Source organism: Phocaeicola coprocola, from assembly GCF_041333015.1.
Classification (GTDB): domain Bacteria; phylum Bacteroidota; class Bacteroidia; order Bacteroidales; family Bacteroidaceae; genus Phocaeicola; species Phocaeicola coprocola.
Genome location: NZ_JBGKGM010000001.1, coordinates 1,191,659 through 1,204,704 on the forward strand (window position 1 = coordinate 1,191,659; position 13,046 = coordinate 1,204,704).

General features: G+C 42.1%; 10 protein-coding genes. 3 read left to right on the forward strand and 7 right to left on the reverse strand.

Translation table 11 applies throughout. The annotated features are described in order from the left end of the window. Positions 1-26: 26 nt before the first annotated feature. The 6 genes from ACDG22_RS04975 to ACDG22_RS05000 form a co-directional block, all read right to left on the reverse strand. Positions 27-998 (reverse strand): glycoside hydrolase family 130 protein, encoded by a 972-nt coding sequence (locus tag ACDG22_RS04975; protein WP_007566231.1) that lies wholly within the window; start codon positions 996-998, stop codon positions 27-29. A gap of 23 nt (positions 999-1,021) precedes the next feature. Then, the gene (locus tag ACDG22_RS04980; protein WP_270231031.1) at positions 1,022-2,389 is read right to left on the reverse strand and encodes an MFS transporter; all 1,368 of its coding nucleotides are present in this window, start codon (positions 2,387-2,389) and stop codon (positions 1,022-1,024) included. Between the two features lie 387 nt (positions 2,390-2,776). Next, entirely contained in the window at positions 2,777-5,053 is a 2,277-nt protein-coding gene (locus ACDG22_RS04985; RefSeq protein ID WP_278677805.1) for a GH92 family glycosyl hydrolase, read from the reverse strand. A 15-nt stretch (positions 5,054-5,068) separates the two neighbouring features. Continuing rightward, positions 5,069-7,348, reverse strand: a complete 2,280-nt coding sequence (locus ACDG22_RS04990) for a GH92 family glycosyl hydrolase (RefSeq protein ID WP_270230330.1) — start codon at positions 7,346-7,348, stop codon at positions 5,069-5,071. Positions 7,349-7,379: 31 nt separating this feature from the next. Continuing rightward, positions 7,380-8,375 carry a FecR family protein gene (locus ACDG22_RS04995; protein ID WP_270230331.1) on the reverse strand — a complete coding sequence of 332 codons (996 nt, stop codon included), beginning with the start codon at positions 8,373-8,375 and terminating at the stop codon, positions 7,380-7,382. 93 nt (positions 8,376-8,468) lie between these two features. Further along, a complete protein-coding gene (locus tag ACDG22_RS05000) occupies positions 8,469-10,691 on the reverse strand; it encodes a GH92 family glycosyl hydrolase (protein WP_270669134.1) in 2,223 nt (740 codons plus the stop codon). 114 nt (positions 10,692-10,805) lie between these two features. Between ACDG22_RS05000 and ACDG22_RS05005 the strand changes: the two genes are divergently transcribed. Then, complete coding sequence (locus tag ACDG22_RS05005; protein WP_007566243.1) at positions 10,806-11,354, forward strand: RNA polymerase sigma-70 factor; 549 nt, start codon at positions 10,806-10,808, stop codon at positions 11,352-11,354. A gap of 259 nt (positions 11,355-11,613) precedes the next feature. Here ACDG22_RS05005 and ACDG22_RS05010 read toward each other — a convergent pair whose 3' ends face one another. Beyond that, positions 11,614-12,321: a helix-turn-helix domain-containing protein gene (locus ACDG22_RS05010; RefSeq protein ID WP_270230333.1), complete on the reverse strand. Its 708-nt coding sequence runs from the start codon at positions 12,319-12,321 to the stop codon at positions 11,614-11,616. A 127-nt stretch (positions 12,322-12,448) separates the two neighbouring features. On the opposite strand from ACDG22_RS05010, the gene ACDG22_RS05015 reads away from it, so the two are divergent. Then, a complete protein-coding gene (locus tag ACDG22_RS05015) occupies positions 12,449-12,778 on the forward strand; it encodes a hypothetical protein (protein ID WP_270230334.1) in 330 nt (109 codons plus the stop codon). Positions 12,779-12,918: 140 nt separating this feature from the next. Continuing rightward, the gene (locus ACDG22_RS05020; protein WP_204462435.1) at positions 12,919-13,008 is read left to right on the forward strand and encodes a smalltalk protein; all 90 of its coding nucleotides are present in this window, start codon (positions 12,919-12,921) and stop codon (positions 13,006-13,008) included. Positions 13,009-13,046: the final 38 nt, after the last annotated feature.

Sequence of the window (13,046 nt, forward strand, 5' to 3'; positions counted from 1 at the left end):
ATACCTATGAAAAAATTTCAAGGGCATTAGATGATCGAAGTGCGTTTTACAAAATCGATAATTTCAGAAACGTATCCGAAAGCCATACCTACCACTGTATCAGCAGCGCCGTAGTATACAGCTACACGTTCTCCATCTTGTAATGCGGCACAAGGGAATACTACATTAGGTACATCTCCCTGCAATTCATATGGAGCTGCCGGACCTAAGATATAATCGCGTGTACGGTACAATACTTTTTCCGGATTGTCTTTGTCCAGAATAGCCGCACCCATAGAGTAACGGAATCCGTTGCAAGTAGTGATAACTCCATGATAGAACATCAGCCATCCAGCTTCAGTCAGGAAAGGCACTGAACCTGCACCGATTTTTGTGCATTGCCATGCGCTTTCTGGGAATGGAGTCACTTTCATTACACAACGATGTTCACCCCAGTATTTCATATCAGGACTGTAGCTGATATAAATGTCACCGAAAGGAGTGTGTCCGTTGTCACTCGGACGGCTCAGCATTGCATATTTACCATTGATTTTCTGCGGGAACAAAACTCCGTTGCGGTTGAATGGCAAGAATGCATTTTCGCATTGATAAAATTCTTTGAAGTCGAATGTATATCCGATTCCGATAGTTGGTCCATGATAACCATTACACCATGTAATCCAGTAACGGTCTTCAATCCAGGTAACGCGAGGATCGTATTTATATTCCGATTCGATCATATCAGTATTACCAGCCTTGAACTGAATAGGTTCATGGTTTATTTCCCAATTTATACCATCCTTGCTGAATCCTGCAAAAATGTTCATCTGTACAGCTTTGTTGTCGCAACGGAAAACTCCTGCAAATCCGTCTTTATACGGAACAACTGCGCTGTTGAATATACTGTTTGACGAAGGAATTTGATAACGTCCAATAACGGGGTTCTTTGAATAACGCCACATTACATCTGTACATCCAGCCGGGCGATCTTCCCACGGCATATTAAATTTCTCTACCATATTTGTTGATATTTAGTTGTTAACTATTCTCTTTCTCCTTCAATGAGTGTACCATCCTGATTATATTTGAACGGTACAAAATAAGTAATCAGGAATGCCGGTATAGTAGCTATCAGCACGAATATGAAGAAGGGTTCATATCCTCCCGGTTTGTTAAACCATTCGCCTAGAATTTCACATACCCATCCACTTAACATTCCCGGAATCATGACTCCCAAGTTCATGATACCTGATGCAAAGGCATAGTGAGCCATTTGATGTTTGCCTGGAGCAACTTGCTGCATCATAAACAGTGTCAGCCCTACGAAGCCAAAGCCGTATCCGAAATATTCCAATACGATACCGCTGCAAATCAACAAACCATTTTCCGGCTGGAATGTAGCAAATAATGCATATACCATAAATGGCAAGTTAAATATGCAGCATAGTGAGAACAATGTCTTTTTAAGTCCTCGTGCTGATATATAATATCCAGCTAGCAAAGATCCCAGAACGAATGCTGCCGCACCATATGTACCATAATAAAGTCCGATCTCTTTTTCGCTTAATCCCAAGCCTCCGGTTTCCCTGCTGGCTTTTAAGAACAGAGGAACAATTTTCATTACAAATCCTTCTGCAAATCGGTACAGAATGATGAAAAAGAGATAATAGACAATGTGACGTTTACGGAAAAAGTCGAGTAATACATTGGCCAGTTCTGTCATTACCTGTCCGGCTGTACGCTGTTCGCCCTGCTTTTTAGCTCCACCTGAGGGAAGTATAAATAAATGATAAATACCCAGGATTATCATTATGACACAGAGTATTGTCATAATAATCATCCATGCCTTCTGATTGGCCGCAAACATAACTGTACTATCAGCACCTTCTGTTCCGCCATATTGTTCTATCAGGTAGCCGGCTAAATATACCAGTCCACCGGTTGCTATGATTTTAGCTATATTATAGAAAGCACCTTGCCAGCCAATATACTTCGCTTGATCATCGTTGGATAATTCGCTCATGTATACTCCGTCGCATGCGATATCGTGTGTAGCTCCACTAAATGCAATAATTGCCAGTAAAGCGATGGAAATACTGAAAAAGTGAGGTAAGTTTAACGAAAACGCAACTAGTCCGAATGTTACTCCAGTGATTAGCTGGGTTGTTATAACGAAGAATTTTTTTGTCTTGAATAACTCCAGAAACGGACTCCATAAAGGTTTTAAAGTCCATGGAAGTAAAATAAGTGAAGTCCAGAAAGTAATGAGTTTATCCTCTACTCCCAGTCCTTTGAACATAAGAACTGTTACCATATTTAGGACTACAAAAGGCAATCCCATGGCAAAGTATGCTGTCGGAACCCATGTTATCGGACTTTTTGTTTTTTTCGGGTGATTAGTTTGTTTCATAGTATTGTTTGTCAGTTAATTCATCATTATAACAGCTAAAACTCAAAGCATACGTAATTTATTATTTGAGTTTTAATATATTTTAGAGTTTGAATATTCTTTAATTGTTTGGGAAAATCGTGTATTTGTTCGGCATAATTGATTTTCCTGATATCTTAAATTTTATATGAAATAAGCTTTCTGTTTTTAAAGAATATTTTTATTCTCTTCCAACTAAGTGCAAATATACAATTTTCTATCAAATAGAAGCTTGAAATATCCCAACTAAGTTGCTTATATATCTAAAAAAAGTGATAATAAAAGCAGGTTACTCCAACTTTGTTTGATATTTGTGGGAAGTAACCTGCTTCGAACTGGATTTATCTGGTAAATCCTTTTATGTGTGTATTATTTTTTCAGCTCTTTACTGAATGAATAAGGAGCATCTTCAGGTGCGATACCTCTGTTCTTGTTCGGTTTGTCACCCATTACATAGTCAATCGTACCGCCGTTTTGCAGAGTAGAATAAGTAATGTAATTCTTGGTATATTCCTGACCGTTTACCTTCATGTCCTGAATGTAATAGTTGGTCTCACTGTTCTGAGGAGCATTGATTACAATGTTCTTGCCATTTTCAAAATGGATGGTTGCTTTCTGGAACAGCGGAGCACCAAGTACATACTGGTCGGTTCCCGGACATACCGGATAGAATCCCAGTGCTGAGAACACATACCATGCAGAAGTCTGTCCGTTATCCTCGTCACCGCAATAACCGTCGGGAGTCGGAGTATACATGCGGTCCATTACCTGACGAAGCCAGTACTGAGCCTTCCATGGCTGCTTGGCATAGTTGTACAGGTAAATCATGTGCTGGATAGGCTGGTTGCCGTGTGCGTAGTTACCCATGTTCATCACTGTCATCTCACGGATTTCGTGAATCGGGAAACCGTAATAGCTGTCGTCGAATACAGGAGGTACAGAGAATACAGAATCCATCATTGTCACAAACATGTCATCACCGCCCATCAGGTCAATCAGTCCCTGAGGATCGTGGAATACAGACCATGAATAGTGCCAGCTATTACCTTCGGTGAATGCATCACCCCATTTCAGCGGTGAGAACGGAGCCATGAACTTGCCATCCTTATTCTTGCCACGCATCAGCAGGGTTTCCTTGTCGAACAGGTTTCTGTAATTCATGGCACGTTTGGCAAACAGGTTCACTTCCTTCTTCGGACGCTTCAGGTCCTTTGCCAGTTTATAGATACACCAGTCGTTATAAGCATATTCCAGTGTACGGGCAGCATTCTCGTTGATCTTCACATCGTAAGGTACATAGCCCAGCTTGTTGTAATATTCATATCCCAGACGTCCGGTTGAAGAAACTTCCGGATGTACATTTTCCGTTCCGTGAATCAGACCTTTATAAAGAGTTTCCAGATCGTCCACCTTCACACCCTTGAAGTAAGCATCCACCTGGATGGAAGCCGAGTTGTTTCCGATCATGCAGCCACGGTGTCCCGGGCTTGCCCATTCGGGGAAGAAACCGCTTTCCTTATATGTATTGATAAGACCTTCCTGAATTTCCTTGTTGACAGACGGATAAATCAGGTTCAACAACGGGAACAGGCAGCGGAATGTATCCCAGAAGCCTGTATCGGTATACATATATCCCGGAACTACCTCACCGTTGTAAGGACTGTAGTGTACGATCTGTCCCTGTGCATCCACTTCGTAGAACTTGCGCGGGAAGAGCAGTGAGCGGTACAGACAAGAGTAGAAAGTACGGTACTGGTCGAGATTGCCGCCTTCCACTTCAATCTTGCTTAATACATCGTTCCATGCAGCCTTGCCCTTTTCTACCAGCGTATTGAAATCATCGTTACCCAGTTCCTTCAGGTTCAGCAAAGCCTGTTCAGGACTGATGAATGAAGAAGCCACGCGTGCATGTACGGTTTCTCCCTTTTTCGTAGCAAATCCGATGATAGCTCCTGCATGGTCTGCCTGCTGTTCCGTACCGTTCTCCTTTACGATGCTGTCGGCAACGGTAGCCTGATAAGTGAACGGCTTGTCGAATTCGATAACGAAATAATTCTTGAAGTTAGCCGGAACACCGCCACTGTTCTTGGTAGAATAACCGATGATACGGTTGTTTGCCGCATCAATCTTTACATACGAACCCTTGTCGAAGGCATCTACCACTACATACGAGTGTTCATTTTCGGGGAAAGTAAAGCGGAACATGGCAGCACGTTCTGTCGGAGTCAGCTCGGTTACAATGTCGTATTCTGCCAGATACACTTTATAATAATATGCCTTTGCAGTTTCGCTCTTGTGAGCAAACCAGCTGGCACGTTTGTCTTCATTGAATTCCGGTTTGTTTACCATCGGCATGATGGAGAACTGTCCGTAGTCGTTTATCCACGGACTGGGCTGGTGAGTCTGCTTGAATCCGCGAATCTTCGTAGCTGTGTACTGATACATCCAGCCGTCGCCCATCTTACCTGTCTGCGGGCTCCAGAAGTTCATACCCCACGGACGCGCGATGGCCGGATACGTGTTACCCGTTGACAGCTCGAATGTAGACTGAGTGCCGACCAGCGGGTTTACATAATCTGCATAATTGGTTGCTTTGGCAAAGCTCAAAAAGCCTGCCAGAAAAATAAGTAATGACAGTTTTTTCATGGCTTATTTATGATTTTATTGTTGTACTCCCCATTTAGTAGGTTGATTGGTTGAGGTTATTTCAAGTGTTCCACCGGCAGCTATATCCTTATGTTCAAGGAATGGGATATTCAATTCCTGACCATTCAGCATAGCTGACTCGATATATTTGTTGTCTTTCGAATTATTCTTTGTAATAATTGTAAACGTTTTTGCTTCCGGCAGATTAATTGTAACCTTATCGAATAAAGGACGGCCGATTGAATACACTGGTTTACCCGGGCAAACCTGGTAGAATCCCATTGCATTCAGAATATACCATGCCGACATTTGTCCACAGTCTTCATTGCCTGAAAGTCCGTCGGGAGCATTGCGGTACTGTTCTTTCAATACACGGTCAATCAGTTCCTGTGTCTTCCATGGCTGGTTTACATAGTTATACATATGTATGATATGATGGCTCGGTTCATTACCGTGAGCATATTGTCCGATCAGTCCGCTTATGTCAGCCGAAACTGCATCACCCTCCAAACTAGAATCTGCAGTGAACAGCGAATCCAGTTTTCCGACAAATGCCTGCTCACCTCCCATTAATTCTACCAATCCTTCTATATCATGTGGAGTAAACCAAGTCCATTGCCATGCATTTCCTTCACAATAATCATCACTTCGGTGGTTGGAAGCTCTCGGGCTAAACGGACTGCGCCATTCTCCCTTTGAGTCAAGTCCGCGCATGAAGCGTGTAGACGGATCAAAGTATAGTTCGTAAGCTTTAGCAAAGCGTGTATATTTTTCCTGATTCTTATAATCTCCTACTGCTTCGGCAAGTACCGAGATGCAATAGTCGTCGTAAGCATATTCCAGCGCCTTGGCAACTGATTCGTTTTCACGGTCACATGGGATGTATCCCAGTGTGTTTTTGTAATATTTAGCCATCGGCATCAGATGCGGCAACACCAATGCCGGACATTTTATACCGGTTGTATCATATTCGGCAGCACGCAGACAGGCATTGTATGCTTCTTGTAAGTCGAAATCAGCATAACCTTTGGTATACGCGTCGGCAATCAAAGATGCAGCATGATAGCCAATCATAGTTCCTGTATAGTTTGATGCCAGATCCCACATCGGGAATATACCACCTTCCTGATGTTTCTGCAGAAGTGAACGGATAAAGTCGTTGTTCAGTTGCGGGTCGATGATAGACAATAACGGATGCAGCGCACGGAAAGTATCCCATAAAGAGAATACCGTATAAATCGGTTTGTCGGCATTGCCCTGATGTACCTTCAGATCCATTCCCCAGTAACGTCCGTCTACGTCTGTAAAGAGGTTCGGGCTGATTGCAGTATGATACATTGCTGTATAGAAAATACTGCGGTCTGTTTCATCTTGTGTGGTAATATCTATTTTAGACAGATAATTATTCCATGCCTGACGTGCATTACTGCGTACCTGTTCGAATTCCCATGAAGGGATTTCAGCTTCCAGATTCTTTTTAGCTCCTTCTGTATCGACGGCAGAAATACCCATTTTGACCATGACCTGCTCGTCCTTCTGGGTCTTGAAGCTCAACAAGACTTTGCAGCGGGGCTGTAGTCTTCCGTTCTGATCGGTCAATGTATCTCTTACTATCTGATAGGTAAACGGTTTGGAGAATTTTGCATAAAAGCTGATTTGCTGGTCGAAAGCCCAGTATTCTGTCAGTTTATATCCTTTGATTTCAGTATCACTGACAATGTCTACCTGCATATCCATATTTTTCTGATGCTGGATTGAGTAGTCCATATCAAGAATAAAGCCGGCCTCATTACTTGCAGGGAACGTATACCGGTGCAATGCGGCACGTTTGGTAGCAGTCAGTTCGGCCTTTACCTTATATCTGTCAAGAAAGACAGAATAGTATCCGGGTTCTGCAGTTTCATTCTTATGAGAGAATTCCGATGCATAAGGCAAAGTCTGACTGGAATAATCCTGAGGATCATAGGTCTGTTTTCCCACAGTCGGCATCAATAAGATGTCACCATAATCTGCACAGCCTGTTCCACTGACATGCGTATGCGAGAAACCGTTTATTGTCGAATCTTCGTAATAATATCCGGAAGAAGCATCCCAACCGTCGATACGAGTATCAGGACTAGGCTGAATCATACCGTTAGGAACTACGGGTCCGGGGAATGTATGACCATGTCCTCCCGTTCCGATAAACGGATTGACGTATGCGGCATAGTCTTTTTCCATGTTCTTCGTGGTACATGAAGTGATAGTCACTGCCATTCCCATGAAACATGCTATCGCACAGATCTTGATTTTCATAATATTAAATGATAAGAGTTAGTGATGATTTTTATTTTGAAGCTGATGATATAAATATGGTTTCCTGATGAATCTTATATTGCAGATGGATTGTATTTTGCAATATTCTTAAAACATCCTCTATGGAATCCTTTCTTTTTAACACTCCTGAATATGTAGTCGATGGACTGATGTCAGGCGACAAGATAATCTTAACTCCATAAACTTTCTCCAATACTTTAGCAATATCGAAAATATCCGCATTTTTGAAAGGTATCAGATTATTGTGCCATATAACATCCAGAGCAGCATTGGTTTCCGAAACTTTCATCTGTTTGGTAACCGTGTTCAGTTCTACCTTCTGACCGGGTGACAACGTTATTGCTCCCTCATTGTTATTTCCACTGACTTTAATTTCTCCTTCTATAAGGGAAGTTTCTGCAATGCGACCGTTACTGGGGGTTTTAAAATTAAATTTTGTACCCAACACCTGTACGTTCATGGCAGAACTTTGTACAGTAAACGGTTTATGCTTGTTTTTGGTTACTTCGAAATAAGCTTCTCCTGTGAGATGCAGTTCACGTTTCTCCTTGGTGAAGTGTTCGGGATATTTCAATATAGAATTTTCATTCAGCCATACCTTACTGTTATCCGGCAGCGTTATTTCCAATGTTTCTCCGTTAGTTGTCGAAGCAGTAATCCATTTTTCCTGTGAGTCGGCAACAAAATACCATAATGTGAGTCCGGATATAGCCAGAATACTGGTGATTACCGCTGCATATTTCACCCAACGGTTGATTGTAGAGAAGAACCACTGATGGCTCTTCTCTATTTCAATCCGTTCGTATAGTTTTTTCTCAGCTTTTCTGATTGCTAAGTCATTTTCCTTTTCAGAGTTGTTTCCCAAGTGATACAATTCTTCCCATCTGAAAAATTGTTCGGCATGTTCCTGCGACTCATTCACCCACTTTATGATGAGTAAGCGTTCTTCTTCCGAGCACTCGTTTTTAAAGAAGCGTATTATTGTATTATAGTTTACTTTGTTCATCTCTTTACCTTACTTCCTGTTCAAAGATAATAACAATTAGCGAAATAAAAACACTTACTCTTGTCGTAAAAAACATTTTGATGTTTAAAAATATTATTTGTACCAGATATATCCCGGTTTGTTGCCCATTTTTATTTCTAAAGTGGCTCCTTCCATGATTTGCTGATGAGTGATATAACTCTTGTCATAAGCCACTCCATTCAACTTTATCGATTGGATATAGCAGTTTTCACGACTGGCATTTTCTGCGATGACTGTAAAAGTCTTTCCGTTATTCAGGTGCAACTGTACTTTCGGGAATGCCGGGCTTCCTATTTCATACATGCCCGATACCGGATTAACCGGATAGAATCCCATTGCGCTGAATACATACCATGCCGACATCTGTCCGCAGTCCTCGTTACCGCAGAGTCCTGCCGGTGTATTGGTGTACAGTTCGTGAGTTATCTGGCTGATGTATTGCTGTCCCTTCCACGGCTGTCCGGCTGCATTATATAAATAAGCAACATGGTGACTCGGTTCGTTGCCGTGTGCATACTGTCCTATCATTCCTGTACTGAAAATCGGAAGTTCGTCCTTGTCGGTAGGATGGAACGTAAACATGCTGTCGAGTTTCTGGGCAAAACGATCTTTTCCTCCGGTCAGTTCAATCAGACCGTTCACATCATGCTGTACCGACCAGAAATACTGCCATCCGTTACTTTCACAGATATGCGGCGTATATTCGTCAGCCTTGAAGTTCTCGATGAAGTTACCTTTCATGTCGCGCGGCTGCATAAATGAAGTAGCCGGATTATATACATTCTTATAGTTCGCTGCACGAGCATAAAACTGCTTGGCGATATCTTCCTTATCCATCTTCTTTGCCATTTCGGCTATACAATAGTCGTCGAAAGCATATTCAAGTGTTTTAGAAAGCGACCAGTTCTCATTATTATACTGATCGTGCAGGTCGTAAGGAATATAGCCTTTTTCCTTGTACACTCCTATGCCACGATATTCATCGATGTTAGCCGTTGCCACATAGGCAGCCAGTGCTTTTTCAGCGTCAAAGTCGCCGATACCTTTCAGGTAAGCATCCACGATAACCGGTACGGCATGGTAACCAATCATCATGTCTGTTTCACTTCCATAGAAATTCCATACCGGCAAGCGTCCGTTCTGTTCGTAAAATGCCAGGAACGATTTAACCATATCGTTGGTGCGCTCAGGCTGCGTATAAGTAAACAACGGATGCGATGCACGGTAAGTATCCCATAACGAGAATGTACTATAGTTTGTCCATCCGTCGGCATGATGCACCTGTTTGTCTGGGCCATAATAAGAGCCGTCTACATCACTATATATAGTAGGAGCCAGCATACTGTGATACAAAGCCGTGTAGAAAACAGTCTTTTCATCCTTGTCGGGAGTATCTATCTGTATCTTGGCAAGTTCCTTGTTCCACATATCTTTAGCCTTTTCCAGATATGTATCGAAGTTATTGTCGGGTGCTTCAGCCTGCAAGTTCTTGGCTGCTCCTTCCATGCTTACTCCTGAGATAGCAGTTGCCAGTGTGATCTGCTCATTTTCTTCAGTTGTGTAATCGAAGCGGGCGATAACTCCAGTTCCGATGCGCTTGCCGTCTTTCTCGATAGCCGTAGAGTCAGTTGTCATTGCATTGAACGGACGTGAGAAACGGGTACAGAAATAAATCTTCTGTCCGCGTGCCCAGCCGTCTGAATAGCGATATCCCCTGATAGTAACCGAGTCGACAGCTTCGATATGAGAATCTTGTGTCGCATCCCAGTTCATAGCCTTTGACAGGTTCAGGAAGATAGCTGCTTCGGCTTTCGGGAATGTATAACGCTGGATGCCGCAACGCTCTGTAGCAGTCAGTTCCACATTGATATTATAATCGTCCAACTTTACCTGATAATATCCGGCATAAGCACTTTCGTTGGCATGTGAAAATTTAGAATGAATACCCAGCGGAGCTTCAGCTTCTTTATACGGAAGCGTAACCGGCATGAACGAAACGTCGTAAAGATCGCCCGCGCCTGTACCCGAGAGATGCGTATGGCTGAATCCGGCAATCGTACTGTCCGGATAGAAATATCCGGAAATTCTGTCCCATCCAGGCAATCCATTGTCAGGACTGAGCTGCACCATTCCAAAGGGAACCTGAGCACCCGGATAAGTATTTCCTGTAAAGTCAGTTCCGATAAACGGATTGACGTATTGAGTGTAATCTTCTGTCATGTTCGAAGATTGGTTCGTTGATGTACATGCGGCAAATGCCAGAACTGCGTAAAGTGGAATTGTCTTCAATCTCATAATATTAGTATTTGATTTGTAAATATAACAAGAAATAAGAGAAAAACACTTATTTCGTTGGTTCATTTCTTTCAAATCGTTACATTTGCCCACAGATTAGCCTTGAAATACTAGATGAGAGGAAATTTTGAAGATACATATAAAGCTTTATTTCGACGCTACTATGCCGGACTTCTGTTTTATGCAACTCGCCTTGTAGGAGAGGATGATGCAGAAGATATAGTTCAAGATGTATTTGTCGAAATATGGAGAAGGCAGGATTCTGTAGAATTTGGCGAGCAGATTCAGGCCTTTCTTTACAGGTCTATCTATACCAAGGCAATCAATCTGTTGAAACATAAGGCCGTAGCCGAAAACTACAGTGCTGCCGAAATAGAGTTCTATCAGAAAAGAACAGAATACTATCAGCCCGATCATTCGGAAGTTATCAAGCGGATAGAGAACCGCGAACTGCGTTCGGAAATCAGGCAGGCAATAGACGAACTCCCTGATAAGTGTAAAGAAGTATTTAAGCTCAGCTACCTGCACGACATGAAGAATAAGGATATAGCCGATGTGATGGGTATTTCCTTGCGTACGGTAGAAGCACACATGTATAAGGCATTGAAAATTTTACGCGAGAAATTGAGTTATCTGCGCATGATTCTTTTGTTTTGGTTGTAAGGGACTCTTGTGACTCCTGCGTCTTTCTGTGATACTTTGGATAAAAGAACATTACAGTGCATTTATCGTTACTTCTCTAAGAATATTAAAAATGTGATTGATTTTTAAGTGTTTCAGTTTTTTATATCTTTAAGGTTGATTTAAAAGACCAAAAACTATGAAACACTTCTTGACTATCTTATTATTGCTTCCTGTAGTATTCGGAGCTTGCAGGAAAGACGATATTCTAACAGTTGAATACCTAAGAAGGTAATACTTTTTACATCATATTCTTACGGATAGAGAACTTCACAATAGCCATTGCCTGAATATTCTCTATTGGTAAATCCATTGGTTGATGATGCGGATTGTAGCTTACCAGCAGAATACATCCCGGATTCTCTGACCGGTTGACATATTTCACCACCAAGTAATCATCACCATCCAGACAGAACGATACCAGATACATTTCTCCGTAGATAAGATGATGAAAATCGCTGATTTCCTTGAAACCAATAATGTCACCCGATTTCAGCAGCGGATACATACTGTCTCCGCTCACATACACCGCCCCGTCGCACGAAGACATATTGGGAATGACAATCTTTCCCAACACATATTGGTTGCGGTTCATCAGCATGGTACGCAGGTTGGCAGCTGCCGACACATCATATAGTTTCACATAGCGGTCGTCCTTCATCTCCGGTGTTTTCGGAATGTATATAGTTTCCACCTCTCCCGTATACCTTCCCAACTGGCAGAGGTGTGTATCGCGGTGAGGAGTTCCCTTCCCTACCAGCAGCCAGTTGTAATCTACCTCTTTCATCTTCTCCAACAGCAGTGGAAAGTCGATACTATTTCTTGCACACCAGTTACTTAATGTAGAACGCGATACTCCTAAATAATTGGCGAGTTCCACATCCGTCTTGAAGCCCATAACTTCTTTAGCTCGCTTCACTATATCAGTTACATTGAACAGTGCATCCATCTTTTTTGGGGTTAAACTATAAATTTAATTGTTTTATAATTGAAAACGTTGTTATATTTGCCTCGACAAATATAGCTTATTGTTTTAATAAATCAAATTGTTTTCAAGAAATAATCAATCCATTACCATGAATACCACAGCTACTTCTACCCGCATTTGTGCATGCTGCAAGCGCGAGCTTTCCTCCGAGAACTTTTACTACAATCACCGTACACGAATTTTTGACAAATACTGCAAGGAGTGCCGCAAGAAGCGGAGCAGGCAGTATCGGAAAGAATGCAGGCATACCGGAAAAAACAGGAAACGGCTTATTATTACTGAAATAGACGATTCCCTTCTGCGCATGGAACTTATCCTACGTGCATTGGGAAAGATACGCGCTAGTGTCCTGCGGAAGCGGAAAAAGATACAGGAATCCGAATACCGCGACTTCGGCAATAACGATATATCTGGTTAAAAATAGAAATAGGTTTAACGGTTTTGTAAACATGATACACAAAAGTAAAACAGATGATTTACCTTTGCACTGTCATCAAGCTTGAAACGACAAAACGAACACATTTATTCACCATTTAAAGAAAGGAGCAAATTATGGCAATGAAGAAAGGTATATGGGACACCATTTTGAAAGTAATCATCGCAGTGGCATCTGCCGTGTTAGGCGCATTGGGCGGAAGTGCAATGTAATTATTCTACAAACTCTTCCCCTGCCTATTATCGGCAGG

Excerpts from the sequence above, each read along its gene's own strand:
- ACDG22_RS05015 (WP_270230334.1), top strand. The coding sequence starts at position 12,449 with ATGAATACCACAGCTACTTCTACCCGCATTTGTGCATGCTGCAAGCGC.
- ACDG22_RS04990 (WP_270230330.1), bottom strand. The coding sequence starts at position 7,348 with ATGAAAATCAAGATCTGTGCGATAGCATGTTTCATGGGAATGGCAGTG.
- ACDG22_RS04975 (WP_007566231.1), bottom strand. The coding sequence starts at position 998 with ATGGTAGAGAAATTTAATATGCCGTGGGAAGATCGCCCGGCTGGATGT.
- ACDG22_RS05010 (WP_270230333.1), bottom strand. The coding sequence starts at position 12,321 with ATGGATGCACTGTTCAATGTAACTGATATAGTGAAGCGAGCTAAAGAA.
- ACDG22_RS04985 (WP_278677805.1), bottom strand. The coding sequence starts at position 5,053 with ATGAAAAAACTGTCATTACTTATTTTTCTGGCAGGCTTTTTGAGCTTT.
- ACDG22_RS04980 (WP_270231031.1), bottom strand. The coding sequence starts at position 2,389 with ATGAAACAAACTAATCACCCGAAAAAAACAAAAAGTCCGATAACATGG.
- ACDG22_RS04995 (WP_270230331.1), bottom strand. The coding sequence starts at position 8,375 with ATGAACAAAGTAAACTATAATACAATAATACGCTTCTTTAAAAACGAG.
- ACDG22_RS05020 (WP_204462435.1), top strand. The coding sequence starts at position 12,919 with ATGAAGAAAGGTATATGGGACACCATTTTGAAAGTAATCATCGCAGTG.
- ACDG22_RS05000 (WP_270669134.1), bottom strand. The coding sequence starts at position 10,691 with ATGAGATTGAAGACAATTCCACTTTACGCAGTTCTGGCATTTGCCGCA.
- ACDG22_RS05005 (WP_007566243.1), top strand. The coding sequence starts at position 10,806 with ATGAGAGGAAATTTTGAAGATACATATAAAGCTTTATTTCGACGCTAC.